This window comes from Streptomyces silvisoli, assembly GCF_029269905.1.
In the GTDB taxonomy this organism is placed as follows: Bacteria; Actinomycetota; Actinomycetes; order Streptomycetales; family Streptomycetaceae; genus Streptantibioticus_A; species Streptantibioticus_A silvisoli_A.
The window spans coordinates 240,652-263,373 of the sequence record NZ_JARJBC010000007.1 but is presented as its reverse complement, the minus strand read 5'-3'; the positions used below and the strand labels follow the sequence as shown (position 1 = coordinate 263,373).

18 protein-coding genes are annotated in these 22,722 nt (G+C 72.0%); 15 read left to right on the top strand and 3 right to left on the bottom strand.

The window, feature by feature from the left end; translation table 11 throughout:
* The first annotated feature begins 297 nt into the window (after positions 1-297).
* From P3G67_RS14470 to P3G67_RS14430, 9 genes are all read left to right on the top strand, one after another.
* The gene (locus tag P3G67_RS14470) at positions 298-1,563 is read left to right on the top strand and encodes a DUF5685 family protein (RefSeq protein ID WP_276093877.1); all 1,266 of its coding nucleotides are present in this window, start codon (positions 298-300) and stop codon (positions 1,561-1,563) included.
* Positions 1,564-1,961: 398 nt separating this feature from the next.
* Positions 1,962-3,926 (top strand): FAD/NAD(P)-binding protein, encoded by a 1,965-nt coding sequence (locus P3G67_RS14465; RefSeq protein ID WP_276093841.1) that lies wholly within the window; start codon positions 1,962-1,964, stop codon positions 3,924-3,926.
* Positions 3,927-4,004: 78 nt separating this feature from the next.
* Positions 4,005-5,027, top strand: coding sequence for an LLM class flavin-dependent oxidoreductase (locus P3G67_RS14460; protein WP_276093840.1), 1,023 nt, complete (start codon positions 4,005-4,007; stop codon positions 5,025-5,027).
* Positions 5,024-6,361: an NtaA/DmoA family FMN-dependent monooxygenase gene (locus tag P3G67_RS14455; RefSeq protein WP_276093839.1), complete on the top strand. Its 1,338-nt coding sequence runs from the start codon at positions 5,024-5,026 to the stop codon at positions 6,359-6,361. The genes P3G67_RS14460 and P3G67_RS14455 overlap by 4 nt, the downstream gene beginning before the upstream one ends.
* Positions 6,362-6,522: 161 nt before the next feature.
* A complete protein-coding gene (locus P3G67_RS14450; protein WP_276093838.1) occupies positions 6,523-7,614 on the top strand; it encodes a S1 family peptidase in 1,092 nt (363 codons plus the stop codon).
* 154 nt (positions 7,615-7,768) lie between these two features.
* Positions 7,769-8,746 (top strand): slipin family protein, encoded by a 978-nt coding sequence (locus P3G67_RS14445; RefSeq protein WP_269856173.1) that lies wholly within the window; start codon positions 7,769-7,771, stop codon positions 8,744-8,746.
* A gap of 334 nt (positions 8,747-9,080) precedes the next feature.
* The gene (locus P3G67_RS14440) at positions 9,081-10,154 is read left to right on the top strand and encodes a S1 family peptidase (RefSeq protein ID WP_276093837.1); all 1,074 of its coding nucleotides are present in this window, start codon (positions 9,081-9,083) and stop codon (positions 10,152-10,154) included.
* Between the two features lie 182 nt (positions 10,155-10,336).
* Positions 10,337-11,053 (top strand): molybdopterin-dependent oxidoreductase, encoded by a 717-nt coding sequence (locus P3G67_RS14435; RefSeq protein ID WP_276093836.1) that lies wholly within the window; start codon positions 10,337-10,339, stop codon positions 11,051-11,053.
* On the top strand, positions 11,037-11,669 hold the full coding sequence (locus tag P3G67_RS14430) for a cytochrome b/b6 domain-containing protein (protein WP_276093835.1): 633 nt from the start codon (positions 11,037-11,039) through the stop codon (positions 11,667-11,669). Before P3G67_RS14435 ends, P3G67_RS14430 begins: the two co-directional genes overlap by 17 nt.
* Here P3G67_RS14430 and P3G67_RS14425 read toward each other — a convergent pair.
* Entirely contained in the window at positions 11,643-12,143 is a 501-nt protein-coding gene (locus tag P3G67_RS14425) for a GNAT family N-acetyltransferase (RefSeq protein WP_276093834.1), read from the bottom strand. The two genes, P3G67_RS14430 and P3G67_RS14425, sit on opposite strands and share 27 nt — an antisense overlap.
* Positions 12,144-12,196: 53 nt before the next feature.
* Positions 12,197-12,703 carry a GNAT family N-acetyltransferase gene (locus P3G67_RS14420; RefSeq protein WP_276093833.1) on the bottom strand — a complete coding sequence of 169 codons (507 nt, stop codon included), beginning with the start codon at positions 12,701-12,703 and terminating at the stop codon, positions 12,197-12,199.
* Positions 12,704-12,919: 216 nt separating this feature from the next.
* Between P3G67_RS14420 and P3G67_RS14415 the strand changes: the two genes are divergently transcribed.
* The 3 genes from P3G67_RS14415 to P3G67_RS14405 all read left to right on the top strand — a co-directional run bounded on the left by P3G67_RS14415 (position 12,920) and on the right by P3G67_RS14405 (position 18,499).
* The gene (locus tag P3G67_RS14415) at positions 12,920-16,348 is read left to right on the top strand and encodes a DNA polymerase III subunit alpha (protein WP_276093832.1); all 3,429 of its coding nucleotides are present in this window, start codon (positions 12,920-12,922) and stop codon (positions 16,346-16,348) included.
* A complete protein-coding gene (locus tag P3G67_RS14410) occupies positions 16,345-17,436 on the top strand; it encodes a DNA polymerase Y family protein (protein ID WP_276093831.1) in 1,092 nt (363 codons plus the stop codon). Before P3G67_RS14415 ends, P3G67_RS14410 begins: the two co-directional genes overlap by 4 nt.
* Before the next feature lie 205 nt (positions 17,437-17,641).
* Complete coding sequence (locus tag P3G67_RS14405) at positions 17,642-18,499, top strand: esterase/lipase family protein (protein ID WP_276093830.1); 858 nt, start codon at positions 17,642-17,644, stop codon at positions 18,497-18,499.
* 40 nt (positions 18,500-18,539) lie between these two features.
* Here the strand turns inward: P3G67_RS14405 and P3G67_RS14400 are convergent, their stop codons facing one another.
* Entirely contained in the window at positions 18,540-19,457 is a 918-nt protein-coding gene (locus tag P3G67_RS14400) for a lytic polysaccharide monooxygenase auxiliary activity family 9 protein (protein WP_276093829.1), read from the bottom strand.
* A 321-nt stretch (positions 19,458-19,778) separates the two neighbouring features.
* On the opposite strand from P3G67_RS14400, the gene P3G67_RS14395 reads away from it, so the two are divergent.
* Genes P3G67_RS14395 through P3G67_RS14385 form a run of 3 tightly spaced genes read left to right on the top strand, consistent with a single transcriptional unit; the run spans position 19,779 to position 22,720 of the window.
* Positions 19,779-21,284, top strand: a complete 1,506-nt coding sequence (locus P3G67_RS14395) for a carboxyl transferase domain-containing protein (RefSeq protein WP_276093828.1) — start codon at positions 19,779-19,781, stop codon at positions 21,282-21,284.
* Between the two features lie 48 nt (positions 21,285-21,332).
* On the top strand, positions 21,333-22,352 hold the full coding sequence (locus tag P3G67_RS14390) for an NUDIX domain-containing protein (protein WP_276093827.1): 1,020 nt from the start codon (positions 21,333-21,335) through the stop codon (positions 22,350-22,352).
* Positions 22,349-22,720, top strand: coding sequence for a GntR family transcriptional regulator (locus P3G67_RS14385; RefSeq protein WP_269856184.1), 372 nt, complete (start codon positions 22,349-22,351; stop codon positions 22,718-22,720). Before P3G67_RS14390 ends, P3G67_RS14385 begins: the two co-directional genes overlap by 4 nt.
* The last annotated feature ends 2 nt before the right edge of the window (positions 22,721-22,722 follow it).

Genomic DNA, 22,722 nt, shown 5'->3' with positions numbered 1-22,722 from the left:
CATGGCGATGCGTCAGGTAATCGTAGGAATGCGGATTGTGACGGTGTGCGAGGAAGCCACCGTCAAGCCTCTCGGCGGGGGTGACGGTGCGCGTCCGTATGGCTCATCGATCGCCGTCCTTCGTGCCCGTCCGGGCGGTTCCCTTCCCGCCTTGGGCCGGGTTCACTCCCGTGCGCGGCCACGTTCCGGGTGGCCGGTAGCATGACGGGCCGATCGCGACCGGCGACGACCAGTTGTGACTGTTCGCGATCAAAAATGCGCGCGGTTGACTGTGCCTTTTTGGCTGATGGGGGAGAGTTGTTCGGGATCATACGGCCGTGTCGGCACCGGCTGTCCGAGGGCCTTGCCACCTCGTGGACGGCCCATCTGTGCGGCCTGTGCCTCGCGTTGCGCGACGACCACGGGCAGTTGGCCCGGGTCGCCACCAACTACGACGGGCTTATCATTTCCGTCCTGGTGGAGGCGCAGTCCCAACGCTCCGGCGACTGGCGGCGCACCGCCGGACCCTGCCCGCTGCGCGGCATGCGCACCGCCCCGGTGGCCAAGGGCGAGGGCGCCCGACTGGCCGCCGCGGTCTCCCTCGTCCTGGCCTCCGCGAAGGTACGGGACCACATCGCCGACCGTGACGGGCTGCTGGGGCGTCGCCCGGTGGCCGCCGCCGCCCGCCGGGTGGCGGGCAGTTGGGACCGCAGGGGCGCCTCGGTCGGCGCCGGAATCGGCTTCGACACCGCGGTCCTGGTCGACGCGGTGGACCGGCAGACCGGCATCGAGGCGCTGGCCGGCCCCGGCACCCCGCTGCTGGCCGTCACCGAACCCACCGAGACGGCCACCGCCGCGGCCTTCGAGCACACCGCGGTGCTCGCCGGACGGCCGGGCAACCGCGCCCCGCTCGCCGAGGCCGGACGGCTCTTCGGCCGGCTCGCGCATCTGCTGGACGCCGTCCAGGATCTGACGGCGGACCAGCGGTCCGGCGCCTGGAACCTGCTGACCGCGACCGGAACCAGCCTCGCCGAGGCGCGGCGGCTGTGCGACGACGCGGTGCACGGAGTGCGACTCGCACTGCGCGAGGTGGAGTTCACCGACGCCAGGCTGGCGCACGTGCTGCTCGTCCATGAGCTGCCCAGGTCGGTGGACCGCGCCTTCGGGACGCCGGGACACCGCTGCGCGACGCCGCCCGTGGAAGGCTCCCACCCGCCGCCCGGCGGCCCGTATGGCCCGCCTCGGCAGTACCCGTACGGCGGCCCGCGGCACGGCGACCAGTACCAGAACCCGCACGGCGACCCGTACCAGAATCCCTACGCGCCGGGCGGGCCCGGCGGCGGGTTCCCGCCGCCGGAGCCGCCACGCCGCCGCGACTGGTTCACCGGCTGCGCGATCTGGACCGGGCTTTGCTGCACTTGCCAGTTGTGCTGCCGCGACCCGTACCGCGACCCGTGGACCGGGCAGCCGAGGCAGGGCTGGTGCCGTGGCGACTGTGACTGCGACTGCTGTGATGCGTGTGAATGCTGCGAGTGTTCCTGCGAGTGCTGCCAGTGTGTGGAGTGCTGCAGCGGCTGCAACTGACGAACGGTGTGAAGGCGTGCGAAGCGTCCTGCGGTAGCCGGGGCGGAGCGACGGGCTGCCCGGAACATGGGCGGATCAAGGGGAGTTCGGGCCTCTACGCGGTCGGCTACCAGGTCAGCGGCAACACGAGGCGGACCACACTCGACCGAAGTCGATGTGGTCGCGGGTGACCGGCTGATGGGAACGCATGAGCACAGTGGAACAGTCCGGCGCGTGCCCGTCAACCGAGATGAGACGCGGTGCTCACCTTTCGGACAGGCTTGACAGCGGCCCGCACGACGGGCTTAGCCTCAAGCCAGGCCGTCGCCATGTCGTGACGGCCGGACCGCGTTGAGGGGCGCGGTCCGTGTGAAGGCAGTTCCCGTGCAGTTTCCGCCCGTATGCCACGGAGCCTTCACATGCCTGTGCCCTCTGACTCCCCGCCATATCCCGCGCGTCCCGTGCAGCCGGACGCCTCCGTGCCGTCGCTCGTCATCGTGGGCGCCGGACCGCGCGGTACCGGGCTGCTGGAACGGATAGCGGCCAACGCGCCTGATGTGTACGGCGGTTCACGCCTCGACATCCACATGGTGGACCCGTACCCGGCAGGCGCCGGACGGGTCTGGCGATACGAGCAGTCACCGCTGCTGTGGATGAACTCCATGGCCGAGGACGTCACGATGTTCCTCGACGAGTCCGTGGAGTGCGCCGGGCCGATCCGCCCCGGCCCCTCACTGGCCCAGTGGGCCGAGCGGGTCAGGGCGGGAAGCATCAGTCCGCCACCCGAACTCGCCGGGGAGATAGGGGAGTTGCGTGCCGACGGCTTCCCGTCCAGGCGGGTGCAGAGCGCCTACCTCGGCTGGGTGTACGAACAGGCGGTGGCCGCGCTGCCGCCCGGCGTCCGGGTGCACCGGCACCCGTACCGCGCGGTACGGGTCACCGGGCCGCTCGACGGCCGCCAGCGGGTCTGGCTGGACGGGGTGGCCGCCCCGCTCACCGCCGACCTGGTGGTGCTGGCCCTCGGCCACCTGGACTCCGAACCGGACCCGGAGCAGCGCGCGCTGTCCGCCTTCGCCGCTCGCCACGGCCTGGTCCACCTGCCGCCCGGGTACACCGCCGACACCGACCTGTCCGCGCTGCGCCCAGGCCAGACGGTCATCGTGCGCGGCTTCGGACTCGCCTTCATCGACCTGATGGTGCTGCTCACCGAGGGCCGCGGCGGACGCTACGAGAGCGACGCGCGAGGGCGGTTGACGTACCGGCCCTCCGGCCGTGAACCGCTGCTCCACGTCGGCTCGCGGCGAGGTGTCCCGTACCACTCGAAGATCGGCTACGGCTGGACCGGGGAGCGCACCCCGCTGCCGCGCTTCTTCGGCCCGGCGGCCGTCGACCAACTCCTGGCCGGGCCAGGGCCGTTGGACTTCCGGCGCGATGTGTGGCCGCTGATCGCCAAGGAACTCGGCTACGCCTTCTACCACCGGCTGTTCACCGCCCACCCCGAGCGCACCCGGGTCAACTGGCCGGACTTCGAGGAGAAGTACGCCGCCGCCGCGCCCGCCAGCGCCGAACTGGACGCGCTGGTCAACGACGGAGTGCCGGACCCCGCCGACCGGTTCGACCCGGACGCCCTGGACCATCCGCTGTCCGGACTGCGCTTCCCGGACGAAGAATCGTTCCAGCGCTACCTGTGCGACTACATCCAGGCCGACCTCGACCGCCGCGCCGACCCCCGGCACAGCCCGGACCTCGCGGTCTTCCTCGCCCTGCTGGCGGTCTACGGGCAGTTGGTGCGGATCATCGGCTCGGGCAGGCTCACCGCCCGCTCCCGGATCGCCGACCTGGACGGCTGGTGGCACGGCTTCTTCAGCTACTACGCCTCCGGGCCGCCCGCCCCCCGGCTGCGGCAACTGCTGGCGCTGTCCCGGGCCGGGGTCGTACGGTTCCTCGGCGCAGGCCTGACCGTCGAGGCGGACCGCGAGCGCGGGGTGTTCCGGGCCTCAAGTCCCGGCGTGCCCGGCAAGGTTGAGGCGACGGCGCTGGTCGAGGCGCGGCTGCCGGGGCCTTCGGTGCACCGCTCCCGCGACCGGCTGCTGCGCTCGCTGGCCGAGGACGGCGCGGGCGGCGAGGAGATGCTGCGCGACGGCGACCACCTGCTGCCCACCGGCCTGCTCGCGGTCGACCCGGCCGACGCCCGCCTCATCGGCCGCGACGGCCGCCCGCACCCGCGCCGCCTCGCCCTCGGCCCGCACACCAACGGGCGCGCCTACGCGGCCTTCGCCCGTCCCCGAACCAACGCCCCCGCGTTCCGGCAGAACGACGCCACGGCCCGGGCCGTCCTCGCCTTCCTCGGCGAGCGGCCCGGCACCGCACGGCTCAGTGCCTGAACGCCTCCAACCCGAAGGAACTCCATGCCACTGACCGACCCGGCCGCCGCCGCGCGCCGCTGACCAGGGGAGACAACGATGCCTGCCCCCACCCGGCCGCTGCACCTGGCCGCCGCCATCGACGCCCCCGACCAGTACCAGGCCGCGTACTACGTGGAGTTGGCCCGGCTCGCCGAACGCGGCTCGCTGGACTTCGTCACCCTGGACGACTCCCTGGCGCCGCCCGCGCCCGGCACGGGACGGCTCGACGCGCTCACCGTGCTGTCCAGGGTCGCGCCGAGAACCCAGCGGGTCGGACTGGTGCCGACCGTCACCACCACCCACACCGAGCCGTTCCATGTGTCCGCCGGCCTGGCCACCCTGGACTGGGTCAGCCGGGGCCGCGCGGGCTGGACCGTGCGGGTCTCGGCGACCGAGGCCGAGGCGGGCCACGTGGGACGCCGCCCGGTCGCACCACCGGTCGCGCTGTGGCGGGAGGCGGACGAGGTCGCCGATGCGGTGGCCCGGCTGTGGGACAGCTGGGAGGACGACGCGGAGATCCGCGATGTGGCGACCGGACGCTTCGTCGACCGCGACAAGCTGCACTACGTCGACTTCGTCGGCGAGCACTTCTCGGTGCGCGGCCCGTCCATAGTGCCCAGGCCGCCGCAGGGGCGCCCGGTGATCGCCGTGGACGCCACCGATGAGGCCGTACACGCCTTCGCGGCGCGCCATGCGGACGTCATATATATAAGGACCGAGGATCCGGATACCGCCCGCATCGTCCGGCGCGCCATACGGCAGTTGGCCGCCGGCGCCGGACGCGACCCGGACCGGCTCACCGTGCTCGCCTCGATCCAGGTCCAGCTGATCGACCCGGCGGACGCGGTGCGGCTCGCGGAGCGCATCGCCGACTGGTTCCGCGACGGCGCGGCCGACGGCTTCCACATCCGTCCCACGGCGCCGCTGCGCGACCTCGGACGACTGGTCGACGCCACCGTTCCGCTGCTGCAACAGCGGTGCCTGTTCAGGCGGTTCTATCCCGGTGACACCCTGCGCGACCACCTCGGCCTGCGCCGACCTTCCAACCGCTACGCTCGCCCGCAGGAGGCTTCCCGATGACCAGCGGTGTACACCGCGCCAGGAAGCGGATGCATCTGGCCGCGCACTTCCCCGGTGTCAACAACACCACCGTCTGGCAGGACCCGCGCTCGGGGAGCCAGATCGACTTCTCCTCCTTCCAGCACCTGGCCGAGACCGCCGAGCGCGGCACCTTCGACTTCTTCTTCCTCGCCGAGGGGCTCCGGCTGCGGGAGCACAAGGGCCGCATCCACGACCTGGACGTGGTCGGACGGCCCGAGGCGATCAGCGTGCTCGCCGCGCTCGCCGCCGTCACCGAGCGGCTGGGGCTCGCCGCCACGGTCAACGCCACCTTCAACGAGCCCTACGAACTCGCCCGCAGACTGGCCTCGTTGGACCACCTCAGTGAGGGGCGCGCGGCATGGAACGTGGTGACCTCCTCCGATGCGTTCACCGGGGAGAACTTTCGGCGCGGCGGATATCTTGACCGCGCGGACCGCTATACAAGGGCCGCCGAATTCCTTGCCGCCGCACGGGAGTTGTGGGACTCCTGGCCGCTGGACGAGGAGCCCAGGCCGTTCGCACACCACGGCCGGCACTTCGACATCCACGGTGAGTTCACCGTGCCCCGCTCCCCGCAGGGCCACCCCGTGGTCATCCAGGCGGGCGACTCCGCCGAGGGCCGCGAGTTCGCCGCCTCGGCCGCCGACGTCATCTTCACGCTGCACGGCACGCTGGAGGCGGGACGCGCCTTCTACGCGGACGTCAAGGGCCGCCTCGCGCGGTACGGGCGGCGGCCGGAGGACCTGAAGATCATGCCCGGGGTGACCTTCGTGCTCGGGGACACCGACGCCGAGGCGGCGGAGAGGGCGGCCGAGATCCGCCGCCAGCAGGTCTCCGGGCAGACCGCGATCGTCTTCCTGGAGCAGGTGTGGGGGCGCGACCTGTCCGGATACGACCCGGACGGCCCGTTCCCCGACGTCGATCCGGAGCCGGAAGGCCAGGTGACGATGGGCCGGGTACGGCACGGAGACCGGCTGGCGACCGCCGCCAAGTGGCGCGAGATATCCGAGCAGAAGCAGTTGTCTATACGGGAGACAGTCATCGAGGTGACCGGACGCCAGTCCTTCATCGGTACGCCGGAGACGGTGGCGGGTGCGCTGGACGAGTTCGTACAGACCGACGCCTGCGACGGCTTCATCCTGGTGCCGCACCTCACCCCCGGCGGGCTCGACGAGTTCGTGGACCGCGTGGTCCCGCTGCTGCGCGAGCGCGGTTCGTTCCGCACGGAGTACGAGGGCAGCACCCTGCGGGAGCACCTCGGGCTGCGGCAGCCCGCAGAGCCGGGGGATGGTACCGGATTGGACAACCACTGATATCGCGTCAAAATCGGTCGGCGAACTGACGCCGGGGGCCGTGCCGGCGGCCCCTACGGTTGGGAGGACATGCCATGCCATGTCCAAAAAGGCGCCCTTGTGCGGGAGTTGGGGCGTCCGGATACTCCGCGACAGCGCTCTCCACCGCACAGGAGGCATGAGTGAGGATCAAGCGCAGCGTCCACAACCGCCGCCCCGTCCACCACCGCCCCCGACTCGAAAGACGTGCCCTCGCCACGGCCGTCACCTGCGCACTGCTGGCCGCCGGAGTCATCGCCCTGCCCGCCGCCGACACCGCCGGGGCCGCCCCGGAGTACTCCGACGTGCCGGCCTCCGCCGCCGCCCTGGCCGGCACCCTCGGCAGCACGGCGACCGCGGGCTCGTACTACGACAACGCCGACCGGACCACCGTCGTCAACGTCACCTCCGAAGCCGCCGCGCGTTCGGTACGGGCCAGCGGAGCACGGGCCCGACTCGTCAGACACAGCACGGCACAACTGGACGCGGTGGGAGCGCGCCTGCGCTCCCTCGACATCCCGGGCACCGCCTGGTCGGTGGACCCGCGCAGCGACCAACTCGTGGTCAGTGCCGACCGTACGGTGAGCGGAGCACAGCTCGCCGCGCTGCGCGCCACCGCCACCCGGTACGGCGACGAGGTGCGGGTGCGGCGGGTGGACGGGCGGTTCGACCGGCTGCTCGCCGGCGGCGACCCCATCTACGGCGGCGGCTTCCGCTGCTCGGTCGGCTTCAACGTCCACAAGGGCGATGTGCGCTACTTCCTCACCGCGGGACACTGCGGGAAGGTCGCCGCCCAGTGGTTCGCCGACCCCGGACAGTCCAGGCTGGTCGGCACCACCGTCGACTACACCTTCCCCGGCCACGACTACGCACTGGTGCGGTACGCCAACGCCACGCCGTCCCACCCGGGGGCGGTCCGCGGCCAGGCGATCACCAGGGCCGCCGACGCGTACGTCGGCGAACCGGTCAAGCGGCGGGGCAGCACCTCCGGCGTGCACAGCGGGGAGGTCACCGGGCTGAACGCCACCGTCGACTACGGCAACGGCGACGTCGTCTCCGGCCTCATCCAGACCGATGTCTGCGCCGAGCCCGGCGACAGCGGCGGCGCCCTGTACTCCGGGGACACCGCGCTGGGCCTGACCTCCGGCGGCAGCGGCAACTGCCTGCTGGGCGGTACGACGTACTACCAGCCGGTGACCGAGGCCCTCGGCCACTACGGGGCGAGCATCGGCTAGCGGTCACCACCGCCGACCGGTCGACTACCAGGTGTAGTCGACCGGTCGGCGGTGTGCGTCCCACTGACGGTTGCCGCCGTGAGGCGTACCGTGAGGTACGAGGACATCTCACGATGCCCGCGGTTGGCTGGTACGGCGACGGCAGGGGGCCGTGATGGTCGTGGACGTGGTGTCGGCGGTGCTGGCGTTCGGCGTGGTGTACTTTCTCGCGGGCGCCCGCGTCATCCAGCAGTTCGAGCGCGGGGTGCTGTTCCGTCTCGGGCATGCGCACGAGAAGCTGCGCGGGCCCGGGTTCACCATGATCGTGCCGGTCGTCGACCGGCTGCGCAAGGTCAATCTGCAGATCGTGACGATGCCCATCCCGGCCCAGGAGGGCATCACCCGGGACAACGTCACGGTGCGCGTCGACGCGGTGGTGTACTTCAAGGTGCTCCACCCCCGCGACGCCATCATCAACGTCGAGGACTACCGGTTCGCGGTGCTCCAGGTGGCGCAGACCTCGCTGCGCTCCATCATCGGCAAGAGCGATCTGGATGATCTGCTCTCCAACCGCGAGAAGCTGAACGAGGGCCTGGCGCTGATGATCGACAGTCCGGCGCTCGGCTGGGGCATCCAGATCGACCGGGTGGAGATCAAGGACGTCTCGCTGCCCGAGACGATGAAGCGGTCGATGGCCCGGCAGGCCGAGGCGGCCCGGGACCGGCGGGCCCGGGTGATCAACGCGGACGCCGAGTTGCAGGCGTCGAAGAAGCTGGCGCAGGCCGCCGCGGCGATGTCCCACGAGCCCGCCGCCCTCCAGCTGCGGCTGCTGCAGACGGTGACGGCGGTGGCCGCCGAGAAGAACTCGACGCTGGTGCTGCCCTTCCCGGTGGAGCTGCTGAGGTTTCTGGAGCGAGCCGCGCAGAACCCGCAGCAGGACGCGGCGGCTGCCGTGGCCCCCGCGTCGGCGCCCGCCGCGTCGTCCGTCGTGATGCCCGAGCCGTCCACGGCGAACGAGATTCCCGGCGAACCGCCCGGTGTGGAGCCCTCGGTTGAGGCACAGCCCGCCGAACTGTCCGATGGCGAGCTGCCCGAGGTCCGGCTGGGCGAGGCCGAGCCGGACGCCGGAACCGTCACGGAGGACGGGAAGTAGGACCTGGCGCCAGGCCGCTGACCGTTAACCGGACACGGTCAGCGCTTATAGGACAGCGCTTACTGTCACAGGATTCTCACAGCTTCTTCATAGGTGGCCGATTCGTGGTGGTAGGGGCGGGGCTTTCGCGTGCCCAAAAGGGGCATGGGGGGTGATCCGTGTGTCCGTGGTGGGGGATTCCAGCCTTGGGGCAGACCGGAATTGGACCTTGCATGTCATCAAGTGGTATCGGGATACTCGTCGGCGCAGCTTGGCATGCACACGACTCATCCCTGCAACTCCTCCGGGCTCGGCCACCAGGTCGGCAGCCCAACCCCCCACAGGAGGTATCGAGTTGAGCAACCGGCGTATTCCCACCAGACGTATCGCCCTCGCCGGCGCGGGCGTTGCCGCGCTCGCGGCCAGCGCCATCCTGCTGCCCAACGCCAACGCGGCCACCGCCGCTCCGGCGGCCCTGAACCAGGCCACCGCCGTCAAACTCGCTTCCACCCTCGCGACCCATCTGGGTGACCGTGCGGCCGGTTCGTACTACGACGCCCAGGCCAAGCGGCTCGTCGTCAACGTCACCGGCCCTTCGGACGCCGACGCGGTGCGCGCCGCCGGTGCGGTGCCCAGGGCCGTCAAGTACTCCACCGCCCAACTGCACGCCACCACGGTCACGTTGAACAAGCAGGCCCGCATACCCGGCACCGCCTGGTCGGTGGACCCGCGCAGCGACAAGGTCGTGGTCACCGCGGACCCGACCGTGACCGGAGCCAACCGGAACAGGCTGGACAAGGCCGTCAGGTCACTCGGCGACAAGGTGACGTTCCGGCAGGCGAAGTCCCCGTTCAAGCCGTACATCCTCAGCGGCGACGCCATCTGGGGCAGCGGGGTGCGCTGCTCGCTCGGCTTCAACGTCACCAAGAACGGCGCCCCGTACTTCCTGACCGCCGGACACTGCGGCAACGCCTCGCAGACCTGGTCCGACAGCCAGGGCGGCTCCGAGGTCGGGCAGACCGTCGACTCGCAGTTCCCCGGCACGGACTACGCGCTGGTGCAGTACGACGACCCGAACAGCGACCACACCAGCGCGGTCGACACCTACGACGGCAACCAGCAGGCGATCACCCACGCCGCCGACGCCACCGTCGGCGAGCAGGTGGAGCGCAGCGGCAGCACCTCGGGCCTGCACAACGGCTCGGTCACCGGACTTGACGCCACCGTCAACTACTCGGAGGGCACGGTCTCCGGCCTGATCGACACCAGCGTCTGCGCCGAGCCGGGTGACAGCGGCGGTGCGCTGTTCGACGGCGACGCGGCCCTCGGTCTGACCTCCGGCGGCAGCGGCGACTGCACCTCCGGCGGTGAGACGTTCTTCCAGCCGGTCCCGGCGGCACTGAGCGCCGAGGGCGCGACCATCCCGTAAGGACCCGCACCATCCCCGAGCCCTTGTGATCCCCCCACCCGTCGAAGGCCGTCCGTGCGCACGTTGTGCGGGCGGCCTTCGGCGTGCAGGGCGGCCCCTCGTGCGCGGTCCAGAGCTTACGGATCTGTGACGGTGGCCGTTTCCGCTGGTCACCGTGGGGGTAATGGTGGTCGAATCGATACATGGGCAAGGACGGCAGCGGCGTACCCGTCGGGCGGCGGGTAGTGCTCGGCATGCTCGGGCTCGGCGCGGCGGGGGTGGCCGCCGGAGGGTATCTGCAGAACGGGCTGGACAACCTGCTGGCGTCCGTCACGGCCAAGGACCCGACCGGACTGTCCGGGCTGCTGCCCGGCGGCCAGGGCTTCCGCTTCTACTCGGTGGCCGACTCGATACCGCACCGCTCGGCCGCCGACTACCGGCTGACCGTGGACGGCCTGGTGGACCGCCCGACCACCTACACCCTGGAGCGGTTGCAGGCCATGCCGCGGACCCGGCTGGTACGGGACGTGCAGTGTGTGACCGGCTGGCGGGTGCCGCACTACGCGTTCACCGGGGTGCGGCTCGCCGACCTGCTGGCGGCGGTCGGTGTGCGGCCCGAGGCGAAGGCGCTCCGCTTCACCTGCTTCGACGGGGTGTACAGCGAGAGCCTCACCCTGGACCAGGCCGGACGGCCGGACATGCTGGTCGCCTACGAGATGGACGACAAGCCGGTGACCGCCGCGCACGGTGGCCCGGTACGGCTGTACGCCGCGCCCATGTACTTCTACAAGTCCGCCAAGTGGCTGTCCGGGATCACCCTCACCGACCGTGTGCAGCCCGGCTACTGGGAGCACTACGGGTACGACGTGGACGCCTGGGTGGGCCGGTCGAACGGACGCACCGATGTCCCAACCTCCTGAAGCCCTGCGCCGCTTCACCACCGCGGAGCGCTGGATCCACCGCACCACCGCCGTGTTGATGGGCATCGCGCTGATCACCGCCGCCTTCCTGTACCTGCCCGTGCTCGCCGAACTGGTCGGCCGCCGACGGCTGTTGGTGACCGTGCACGAGTGGACGGGGCTGCTGCTGCCGCTGCCCCTGCTCGCCGGTCTGGCCTTCCGGGCCGTCCGCGCCGACCTGCGCCGCCTGAACCGTTTCAACACGCACGACCGGCGCTGGCTGAGCGCCGCACTGCGGTACCGGACGGTCCCGCGCCCGGTCCCCGCGGGCAAGTTCAACGCCGGGCAGAAGCTGTACGCGGCCCTTGTCGCGGGGGCGGTACTGGTGATGCTCGGCACCGGCCTGATGATGTGGTTCACCCATCTCGCCCCACTGGTGTGGCGCACCGGTGCGACCTTCGTGCACGACTGGCTGGCGCTGGTCATCGCCATCCTGGTGCTGGGGCACATCTGGATGGCGGCCCATGACCCGGAAGCCCGCCGGGGCATGCGCACCGGCTGGGTGGCGCGGGCCTGGGCGCGTCGTGAACATCCGCTGTGGGAGAAGGAGTCACCCGGCGGCGAGCCGCATCCCTAGGTACTCCGTGCCGCCCGGCCCGGGCGTGCGCTGTCCGTCGGCCCGCCAGCCGTGGCAGGCGTAGAACGCCCGGGCACGGGCGTTGCGCTCCCAGACACATAGTCGCCCGTACGGCGCACCCGCGTCCCGTAGCGCCGCCACATACGCCGCGTGCAACCGGCCGCCGATGCCCAACCCCCAACTGCCGGGCCGCACATGGATCTGGTACAGCTCGCAGACCCCCTCGTTCGGCGTCCCCATCGACAGCACCCCCACCACCCGCTCGCCACGCACCGCGCACAACGTGAGGTGCCGCCCGCCGCCGATCGCCTGCCGCCATCCGGCGATCCGCTGCGCGTGCTCGGCCGGGTCGGCGAACTCCGCGTCGGCCAGTCCGCCCGCGCGGTAGTACGCGGTACGCGCCTGGGTGTGCACATCGACCATGGCGTCCAGGTCGCCGATGGCCGCGGTCCTGATGACGGTCGCCGCATCCATGGCCGTCGAGACGCGAAGGCGGCGGCCGGCGGTTCCATGCCGTGGCGGTGGCATCACCCGGCGGCGAGGTCCAGGCGCCAGTCGTTGCACCGCATGGTGCTGCCCGGAGGGTACTCGAAGTCGCACTCGCCCAGCAGCGAGAAGCCGAGCCCGCGGCACAGGGCGTTCGACGCCGGATTGCCGACGGACGGGAAGGCGTGGAGGTACCGGTGCTTCCGCTCCGCCCTGACCCGGTCCACGACCGCCGCCATGGCCGCGGCCGCTATGCCCCGCCGCTGAAACGGCGGCAGCACCCCCCAGCCTGTCTCGTACACGGTCCCCTCCCGCCACGGCCGCTCCCAGTACCCGACACTGCCGACCGGCTCGCCGTGTGGCAGCACCACCCGGAACATCCCGCCGGTCCGCACATACCGCTCGTGTCGTGCGAGGACCTGCTCCGCGTTCTCCGGGCCCCCGAGGTGCTCGGTCATCTCCGGTGCGTTGAGTCGCCGCAGCAGTTCGAGATCACCTTCTCCCCACGGCTCGATCCGCACCCGCACCTCGCGAGTCCGCTCCGCCATCCCGCCACCCCCGTCCGAACGCCGCCGCTGTGGGAGATCACATCACACGGGTCTGACATCGACTCCTCACCGCCGGGATGTTTTGTCGCTTTCGCGCCTTGCGAACACCACACCATATGTTCGAACGGACATTCGAAATCTGGTTTAAGGTGGACCTGAGAAGGCCCGATGGGCGGAAGCGGAGGGAGGGGCGCGAGTGGGAAGCGGGAGGTGTGCATGGCTGGCTTTACACACCTGCACGCCCTCTCCGGGTTTTCCATGCGGTATGGGGCCAGTCACCCGGAGCGGTTGGCGGAGTGCGCCGCTGAGCGGGGGATGGACGCGCTGGCGTTGACCGATCGGGACACCGTCGCCGGGGCGGTGCGGTTCGCCGGGGCGTGTCGGAAGGTCGGGGTGCGGCCGGTCTTCGGGGCCGGGCTCGCCGTGCCGGAGGTGCCGGAGCGGGGCACCGTGGACGGCGCGGCGCGGCGGCCCGCTCCGGCACGGGGCGGTGCCTTCGTCGACGAGTCGGCGCCGCGCGCGATCTTCCTGGCCCGGGACGGGGCGGCCGGTTGGGCCGCGCTGTGCCGACTGGTCTCCGCAGCCCACCGTGCCCCCGGGCGGCCCCGGCTGACCTGGCAGGACCTGACCGGCGAAGGGGTGACCGTACTGCTGGGCGCCGACTCCGGGGTCGGCCGGGAACTTGCCGCCGGCCGGCCCGACCGGGCCGCCCGGCTGCTCGCGCCCTGGCGGGAGGTGTACGGGGACGCGCTGCGCCTGGAGGCCGCGTACCACGGACGGCACGGCACCGGCCCCGGCTCGCTGCGCCTTGCCGCCCGTACCCTCGGCTTCGCCGCCGAGCAGGGGGTGCGGCCGGTGCTGAGCAACGCCGTGCGGTACGCCGACCCGGGCCAGGGCGAGGTCGCGGACGTCCTGGACGCGGCGCGCCTGCTGGTGCCCATCGACAACCGCAGGCAGGAGTCGCTGGACACCGGAGAGCGCTGGCTCAAGGACACCGCGTCCATGGTCAGGATCGCCGAGCGGATCGCCGAGGCCGCCGGATACCGCCGTGCCGTCGCGTACCGGCTGCTGGACGAGACGGCGCGCACCGCCGCGCAGTGCGCCGTCGACCCGGCGGACGACCTCGGCATGGGGCGGGTGCACCTCCCCGAGCCGGACCTGGTCGGCGCGGGAAACCGCAGCGCCGACCGGGTGCTGCGGTCCCGCTGCGCCGCCGCCATGGTGGTCAGGGGATACGACCGCAGCCGGAAGCACTGGAACCGGCTGGAACACGAGCTGGGCATCATCCAACGGCTGCGCTACGCCGGGTACTTCCTCACCGTCGCCCAGGTCGTGGACGACACCCGGGCCCTCGGCATCCGGGTCGCCGCCCGCGGCTCGGGCGCGTCGTGCCTGGTCAACCATCTGCTGGGAATCGCGGGCGCCGACCCCGTGGAGCACGGCCTGCTCATGGAGCGCTTCCTGTCGGACCGCCGGGCCGCGCTGCCCGACATCGACATCGACGTGGAGTCCGCCCGGCGGTTGGAGGTCTACCGGGCGATCTTCGACCGCTTCGGCGCCGACCGCGTGGCGACCGTCGCCATGCCCGAGACCTACCGGGTCCGGCACGCCGTACGGGACGTGGGCGCCGCCCTCGGCATGGACCCGATGGAGACCGACCGGCTGGCGAAGTCCTTCCCGCACATCCGGGCCCGAGACGCCCGTGCCGCGCTCGCCGAACTGCCCGAGCTGCGGGGGATCGACGCGGACCGGTACGGGCGGATGTGGGAGCTGGTCGAGGCGCTGGACGGGCTGCCTCGCGGGGTCGCCATGCACCCGTGCGGAGTGCTGCTCTCCGACGCCGGACTGCTGGACCGCACCCCGGTCATGCCGACCAGCGGCGAGGGCCTCCCGATGTCCCAGTTCGACAAGGACGACGTGGAGGAACTCGGGCTGCTCAAGCTCGATGTGCTCGGGGTGCGAATGCAGTCCGCGATGGCGCACGCGATCAAGGAGGTGGAGCGGGCCTCGGGCGAGCGGATCGACCTGGGCGCGGTACCGCCCGGCGACCGCGCGACCTACGACCTGATCAGGTCCAGCGAGACGCTCGGCTGCTTCCAGATCGAGTCGCCGGGCCAGCGCGATCTGATCGGACGGCTGCAACCCAGCACCTTCCACGACCTGGTGGTCGACATCTCGCTGTTCCGGCCCGGCCCGGTGGCGGCCGACATGGTGCGCCCCTTCATCGAGGCCAGGCACGGCCGCAGGCAGCCGCGCTATCCGCACTCCGACCTGGCGGAAGTGCTGAAGGAGACCTATGGAGTTGTCGTCTTCCATGAGCAGGTGATCGAGATCATGCGGATCATGACCGGCTGCGAACGGGACGAGGCCGACGAGAAGCGGCGTGCGCTGTCCGACCCCGACCTCCAGGGACGGGTGCGGGCCTGGTTCACCGCGCGGGCGCGCGGCCGGGACTACTCACCCGAGGTCATCAGGCACACCTGGGAGATCCTGGAGGCCTTCGGCTCCTACGGCTTCTGCAAGGCGCACGCGGTGGCCTTCGCCGTACCGACCTACCAGTCGGCCTGGCTCAAGTCCCACTATCCGGCGGCCTTTTACGCCGGAGTGCTCACCCACGACCCCGGTATGTACCCCAAGCGGCTGCTGCTCGCCGACGCGCGGCGGCGCGGGGTGCCGGTGCTGCCGCTGGACGTGAACCGGTCCGGTGCGGACTATCGAATCGAACTGGTGTCCGGTAAGTGGGGTCTGCGGCTGGCGCTGTCCGAGGTGCACGGCATCAGCGAGCAGGAGGCCGCCCGCCTGGTCGCCGGGCAGCCGTACTCCTCGCTGTCGGACCTGTGGCAGCGGGCCCGCCCCAGCCGCCCGGTCGCCGAACGGCTGGTCAGGGTCGGCGCGTTGGACGCCTTCGGCCAGAACCGGCGGGACCTGCTGCTCCAGACCGCCGAGCTGCACCGCGGCGGCAGGTCCGCCCGGGACGGCCAACTCCCGCTGCCCGCCGGGGAGACGGGGACCGGCGCGGCCCGCACCGGACTGCCCGACATGGACGACGGCGAACGGCTGAGCGCCGAACTCGGGGTGCTCGGCATGGACTCCTCACGGCACCTGATGGACGACCACCGCGCGTTCCTGGGGGAGTTGGGAGTGGTCCCGGCGAACCGGCTGGGCGCGGTGCGGCACGGTGAGACCGTCCTCGTCGCCGGGGCGAAGGCGGCCACCCAGACTCCGCCGATCCGCTCCGGGCGCCGTGTCATCTTCACCACCCTGGACGACGGCACCGGCCTGGTCGACCTCGCCTTCTTCGACGACAGCCACGCCGCCTGCGCGCACACCGTCTTCCACTCCTGGCTGCTGCTGGTGCGAGGGGTGGTGCAGCGGCGCGGCCCGCGCAGCCTCAGCGTGGTCGGTGCCGCCGCGTGGAACCTCGCGGAACTGGCCGAACTGCGCGGGGAAGGCGGGCTGGCGGCGGTCGCCGAGCGGCTGGCGGCGGTGGCGGGGCCGCAGGACGACACGGACGGCGCCGACGGCCGCCGAATCCACCTGCCCACCGGCTACCGGCTTCACCCGTGGGCCGACCTCCAGCCGCCCGGCGAAGGTGCCGCCACCGGCCGCAAGTTGTGGCACTCAAGCCCGGGGAGCGCGGGATGACTGGGCGTCAGGTATACGATGCGGTGACCCGGTTCACCGAGTCGCCCGCAACCGGCGCCGGGCGACGGCTCACCCTGGTGTCCGCACCGCGGGACGTGCCGCATGTGCTGTACGTCCATCTGCACTCCGCCGCGGGCGCCGCCCTGAGCGAGGAGTCCTACGGGGCGCTGCTCACCCTGCTCGGTGAGATCACACCGGTGGTGGAGGCGCTGCCGCCGGACGCCGCGCTCGCCGATGTGCGGGGCAGTCTGCGCTACTTCGGGCGCACCGCCGAGGAGTTGGCGGACCTGATCAGGGTGCGGGCGCTGGCCCGCCACGGCGTGGACTGCACCATCGGCGTCGCCGCCAACCCCGTACTGGCCAGGATGGTCGCGTACGACGGTCAGCGAGGCGCGGTGCGCACGCTGCCCGCCGAGCCGGACGCGGTCGCCGCCTTCCTCGCCGGTAAGCCCGCCGCCGCGCTGCACGGCGTGGGGCCCGCCACGGCGCGGCTGCTCGGCGACTACGGGCTGGACAGCGTCGGCCGGATCGCCGCCGTACCGCTGGGTACCCTGCAACGGATCCTCGGTGTAAGCGCCGGGCGCCGGGTGTACGAGCGGGCCCGCGGCATCGATCCGACACCGGTCACCCCGAACGCGCCGGCCCGCTCCATGGGCGGTGAACGGCGCTTCGACCGCGACGAGTTGGACCCGGTGCGGCACCGCCGCGCACTGCTGTCGCTCACCGACGAGCTGGGCGCGCGGCTACGGGGCGCGGGCCAGGTCGCCCGCTCCCTGACCCTCACCGTCCGCTACGCCGACCGCTCGACCACCACCCGAACCCGTGCGCTGCCCGAGCCGACCGGACACACCGCGGCGCTCACCGACGCCGCGTACCGCATGTACACGGCGCTCGGGCTGCAACGCGCCCGGGTGCGGGCGGTGGCGCTGCGCGCCGAGGGCCTCACGGCCGCCGAACTCGCCGCCCACCAGCTCACCTTGGACGCGGATGACGACAAGGCCCGCCGCATAGAGGAGGCCACTGACCGCGCCCGCGCCCGCTTCGGCGCAGGGGTGCTCGGTCCGGCGGCGGTGCTCGGCGTGGCGTAGCCGCGCGGCGGCAGGGGGGCAAGTGGCCAACCGGCAGTGACAGTTCCGCTAAGCCCTGGCCAATTCTTTACCGACGCGAAACTAGCGAGTGTTGTTACTTGCCCGTAACTATAACTTCACGCGGCATCTTGTGGTCCGGATCACAAAGCGTCAACTCGGGAGTTCTTCCCTGCCTCAGCCCTGCCTGATTTGTGAGGAGACCACGTTGAAGCTGCCCCTGAAGCGTCGGAGCCGGACCGTCGGCCTCATCTCCGCACTGGTGCTCGCGGCCGCCACCGCCGTCGCCACCCCCGCGGCGGCGGACGACGCGCCGACCAGCGGATGGAACAACTACGACTGCAAGCCGTCGGCCGCCCACCAGCGGCCGGTCGTACTCGTGCACGGCACCTTGGGCAACGGAACGGACAACTGGCTGGCGCTGGCACCGTACCTGGTCAACCGCGGGTACTGCGTCTTCTCCTTCGACTACGGACAACTGCCCGGAGTGCCCGTCTTCGACGGACTGGGACCGATCGCCCAGTCCGCACAGCAGCTGGCCGACGAGGTCGACAAGGTGCTGGCCGCCACCGGCGCGCAGAAGGTGGATCTGGTCGGCCACTCCCAGGGCGGCATGCTGCCGCGCTACTACCTGAAGTTCCTCGGCGGCGCCCCGAAGGTGGACACCCTGGTCGGCATCGCCCCCTCCAACCACGGGACGACCCTGGACGGCCTGACCAAGCTGCTGCCCTACTTCCCCGGCGCCGCCAAGTGGCTGGAGGAGAAGACCCCGGGGCTGACCGACCAGGTGGCAGGATCGCGGTTCATCCAGAAGCTCAACGCGGGCGGCGACACCGTCCCCGGAGTGCACTACACCGTGATCGCCACCAAGTACGACGAGGTCGTCACGCCGTACACCTCACAGTTCCTGAACGGTCCCGACGTGCACAACGTGCTGGTCCAGGACCTGTGCCCACTCGACCTCTCCGAGCATGTGACGATCGGCCTGATGGACCGGGTGGCGTTCCACGAGACGGCCAACGCCCTCGACCCCGCGCACGCCACCCGCACCACCTGCCTGTCCTGACACCGCGGACGAACCACTGGTGACCTGGAGGCCGCAACCGCTATGAGCGGTTGCGGCCTGCAGCCCTGCGCCGGGCGCCGGTCAGCACGACCACGCAGCCGACCGCGACAGCGGCCGCGCCGCCGAGGCCCAGCGCCGTGGTGCCGCCGGAACTCCCGGTCTCGGCAAGGGACGTGCCGCGCGGCTCGGCAGCCGAGCCGTTGGGGACGGGCCGGTTGGCGGCGGGGCGCATGCCCGGCATGTCCTTCATCGAGGACCTCGCGGCGCCCGCGGCCAGTTGGCGGTCGCTCGGCGCGGAGGCGGCGGGCGCGGCGCCACCCTGCTTTCCGCCGCCGAACACCACGTCCGAGCAGGTGTAGAAGGCTTCCGGGCTGTCCGAGCGCTGCCAGACGCTGTAGATGAGATGGCGCCCGGTGCGCCGCGGCACGTTGCCGCTGAAGGTGTAACTGCCCTCGCTCAGTGGCGGGTTGGTGGCCGTGGCGAAAGGCTGGTCCTCCAGGTCCGACCACTTCAGCGGCTTGGTGGGGTCGTACCCGTCCTTGGTGATGTACAGCTCGAAGGTGCCCTTGTGGGCGGCCGTCGCCTTGTAGGAGAACGTGAACGGACCGCCGCTCATGGGCGTCGCGGGCCAGTCGGCGCGCGCCAGGTCCAACCCCTTGAACTCGTCCACACCGGCGCTGCACAGCTTCCCGTCCGGGATGATCTGCCTGCTGCGGCCGCCCGCGTCGCCGAGCCGCACCGCGTTCCAGTCGTACAGCGCCTGCGTACCGCCGACCGCCACCGCGGCCCGGCACGCCGCCGAGGCCGGGTGCTCGGGCCCCTCCTGGTAGCAGGCGAGCACCCGGCTCACCGGCTTGTCCAACGAACCGTGCGCCCTGGCCGGTGTCGCGGTCAACGCCATGAACAGTAACGGCGACCCGACGACAACGGCGATGGCGGCCTTACGGCGTATGGGCATGATGGCTTCTCCTGTTGGTGGGGGAGGCTGCCCTGGAGGCGGCAGCACAATGGGAGAGACCTGCACGTTAGTGCCGTCCATCCGCCGGATCCGCGACTTACGGGCCCGTTAAGGCGGCGCTAAGCGCGGACACAGGAAGCGGCGAGCGCCCGCCTCGGCGGCAGCGCCGTGCCGAGCACGAATCCCCCGAACAGGGTGATCGGCAACAGCCCGACCGGGTGCGGATACCGCCATGACACCCGCCGCTACCCGCCGTGCCACCCCCGGCGCACGCCGCTCACTCCAGGCACCGTGGAAACGCGGCCATGGCAGGGTGATGCCATGACCGCACTGCACCTGTTCAAGACCGTCGTCGACCCCGGGACCTGGCGCAGCTGGGACGAACCGGTGCCGGTCCCCGCCCCCGTCGACGCCGACTACCGGGCAGACCTGGAACGGGCCCGGCAGCGCACCGGCCTGGACGAGTCGGTAGTGACCGGCGAGGGCCGGATCAAGGGCCGCCGGGTCGCCCTGGTGGCGTGCGAGTTCGGCTTCCTGGCCGGTTCGATCGGGGTCGCGGCGGGCGAACGGCTGGTAAGGGCGGTGGAACGCGCCACCCGGGAGGGGCTGCCGCTGCTCGCCTCCCCGGCCTCCGGTGGAACCCGCATGCAGGAGGGGACCATCGCCTTCCTCCAGATGGTCAAGGTGGCCGCCGCCGTCACGGACCACAAGGCGGCGGGCCTGCCCTACCTCGTCTATCTACGGCATCCGACGACCGGGGGAGTACTGGCGTCCTGGGGCTCACTGGGCCACGTCACCGCGGCGGAGCCCGGTGCGCTGATCGGATTCCTCGGCCCCCGGGTCCATCAGGCGCTCTACGGGGAGGAGTTCCCCCAGGGCGTACAGGTCGCCGAGAACCTGATGGCGCAAGGACTGCTGGACGCGGTTCTTCCGGCCGAACAACTCGCGGGGGCCGCGGCGCGGGCGTTGGACGTGCTGTGCGGGGGCCGGGAGCAACAGCGGCTGTCGGACGCGCCGCATACTGCGGAATCGGGGGCGGCGCCGTCCGACGCGCCCCCCGCGCCGCCCACCGCCGAATCGATCCGCCGCTCGCGGCGGCCCGAACGCCCGGGCCTGCGTGCCCTGTTGCGCACCGCCGGCCGCGCCGTCACCCCGCTGAGCGGCACCGGCGCGGGAGAGCGTGACCCCGGCCTGCTGCTGGCGCTCGCCCGGTTCGGGTCCGCGCCGTGCGTGGTGCTCGGCCATGACCGACACGGCCCGGACGGGCCGCAGTTGGGCCCGGCGGGCCTGCGTGAGGCACGGCGCGGTATGCGGATCGCCGCAGAACTCCGCCTTCCGCTGCTCACCGTCATAGACACCGCGGGCGCCGCCCTCTCCCAGGAGGCGGAGGAGGGCGGCCTCGCCGGAGAGATCGCCCGCTGCCTCGCCGACCTGGTGACGCTTCCCGCACCCACCCTGTGCCTGCTGCTCGGCCAGGGCGCGGGCGGCGGCGCGCTCGCCCTGCTGCCCGCGGACCGGGTGCTGTCGGCACGGCACGCCTGGCTCTCCCCGCTTCCGCCGGAGGGCGCCTCGGCGATCCTGTACCGGACGACCGAGCGCGCGTACGAGGTCGCCGACAGACAGGGCGTCCGCTCCGCCGACCTGCGGTCGCACCGCATCGTGGACCGCATCGTGGAGGAGGTCCCGGACGCCGCCGACGCCCCGGAACCGTTCCTGGCCGGGCTCGGCGACATCCTCGGCGCCGAACTCAACGCACTGCGCGCGATGGACGACGAGGCCCGGCTGGCCGCCCGTCGGGCCCGCTACAGGAGCCTGGGCCTGGGGTGAACTCCCCGGTCAGGGCCGGTTGTCAGTGGCGGGTGCGAAGATCCCGGCATGACTACGCAGAGTACTGGAGCGAGCGCGATGGAGTACGAGGTGTGTGATCCCGCCGCGCGGCGGGCGTGGGCGGCACGGTTGCGCGGCTGGCTGCCGGACCGCGCGGGCGATGTGCTCGTCCTGGGCCGTAAGGCGAACGAACTGGCGCTGCTGGCCGCCGAGTTGGGGCATCGGGTGACCTCGGTCGAACCGCCCGCCGAGCGGCGGTTCGACGCGGTGCTGGCCCGGCATGTGCTGTGCACGGTGCCGGATCCGGCGGCGGCACTACTCCGCTGGACGCGGCTGCTGCTGCCGGCGGGGCGGCTGGTGCTGATCGAGAAGGGGGATCCCGGCGGTATCCCGGCCGACACCCTCGCCGAACTCGCCGCCCCCCTCGCCTCGTACACACACGTCGAACAGCTGGGCCACGACGCCCTGTTGTGGGGTGGCCGGACCTCGAACGAGGAGTACGCCGCCGTGATCCGCACCGCCCCGCCGCGACGGCACGCCGAGATCGTGGACGTACACCTGATACTCCGCCAGGAAAATCGGGTGCTGCTCGCCCGCCGTTCCAACACCGGTTACGCGGACGGGCTGTGGAACGCGCCCAGCGGCCATGTCGAGGACGGCGAGGACGTGCGAACGGCGATGATCCGCGAGGCGTTCGAGGAGATCGCAGTGGTCATCGATCCGGCGGATCTGCGGGTCGCGCTGGTGATGCAGCACCGGGCGCCGAACGGGACCGCCCGCACCGGGTGGTTCTTCGAGGCGCGCCGGTGGAGCGGGGAGGTGGCCAACCGCGAGCCGCACAAGTGCGCGCGCGTCGAGTGGTTCGACCTCGACGCGTTGCCGGACGACATGGTCGCGTACTGCAGAGCGGGCGTTGACGCCTATCGGGCGGGAGACCGCTTCGTGTTGCACTGGCACCACGCGGGCGACTCGATCGGGTACCCACCGCGAAGCCCGGGCCGCGCGGTGGTGTTGCCGCACAATGAACCCGACACACGACCGTCACAGCCAGCTGGAGACCGTACGTGACACTCAAGATCAGCGTCGATCCCGACTCGGCCGCCGCGCCGTTCGAGCAGGTACGGGAACAGGTCGCCGCCCAGGCCCGTCGCGGTGCGCTCCCGGTGGGGTACCGGATGCCCACCGTGCGCGGCCTCGCCGAGGACCTCGGGCTGGCGGCCAACACGGTGGCCAAGGCCTACCGCGTACTGGAGGCGGACGGTGTGATCGAAACCCGCGGTCGGCACGGCACGTTCATCGCCGCCGCGGGCGACGCCGCGCAGCGCCAGGTGGCGGCCGCGGCGGCGGAGTACGCACAGCGCGCCCACCACCTCGGCCTGGACCGCCGCGCCGCCCTGGCCGCCATCGAGGACGCGCTGCGTGCCGTCTACGGATAGCG

Excerpts from the sequence above, each read along its gene's own strand:
- P3G67_RS14465 (WP_276093841.1), top strand. The coding sequence starts at position 1,962 with ATGCCTGTGCCCTCTGACTCCCCGCCATATCCCGCGCGTCCCGTGCAG.
- P3G67_RS14460 (WP_276093840.1), top strand. The coding sequence starts at position 4,005 with ATGCCTGCCCCCACCCGGCCGCTGCACCTGGCCGCCGCCATCGACGCC.
- P3G67_RS14455 (WP_276093839.1), top strand. The coding sequence starts at position 5,024 with ATGACCAGCGGTGTACACCGCGCCAGGAAGCGGATGCATCTGGCCGCG.
- P3G67_RS14445 (WP_269856173.1), top strand. The coding sequence starts at position 7,769 with ATGGTCGTGGACGTGGTGTCGGCGGTGCTGGCGTTCGGCGTGGTGTAC.
- P3G67_RS14435 (WP_276093836.1), top strand. The coding sequence starts at position 10,337 with ATGGGCAAGGACGGCAGCGGCGTACCCGTCGGGCGGCGGGTAGTGCTC.
- P3G67_RS14430 (WP_276093835.1), top strand. The coding sequence starts at position 11,037 with ATGTCCCAACCTCCTGAAGCCCTGCGCCGCTTCACCACCGCGGAGCGC.
- P3G67_RS14425 (WP_276093834.1), bottom strand. The coding sequence starts at position 12,143 with ATGGATGCGGCGACCGTCATCAGGACCGCGGCCATCGGCGACCTGGAC.
- P3G67_RS14420 (WP_276093833.1), bottom strand. The coding sequence starts at position 12,703 with ATGGCGGAGCGGACTCGCGAGGTGCGGGTGCGGATCGAGCCGTGGGGA.
- P3G67_RS14415 (WP_276093832.1), top strand. The coding sequence starts at position 12,920 with ATGGCTGGCTTTACACACCTGCACGCCCTCTCCGGGTTTTCCATGCGG.
- P3G67_RS14410 (WP_276093831.1), top strand. The coding sequence starts at position 16,345 with ATGACTGGGCGTCAGGTATACGATGCGGTGACCCGGTTCACCGAGTCG.
- P3G67_RS14400 (WP_276093829.1), bottom strand. The coding sequence starts at position 19,457 with ATGCCCATACGCCGTAAGGCCGCCATCGCCGTTGTCGTCGGGTCGCCG.
- P3G67_RS14395 (WP_276093828.1), top strand. The coding sequence starts at position 19,779 with ATGACCGCACTGCACCTGTTCAAGACCGTCGTCGACCCCGGGACCTGG.
- P3G67_RS14390 (WP_276093827.1), top strand. The coding sequence starts at position 21,333 with ATGACTACGCAGAGTACTGGAGCGAGCGCGATGGAGTACGAGGTGTGT.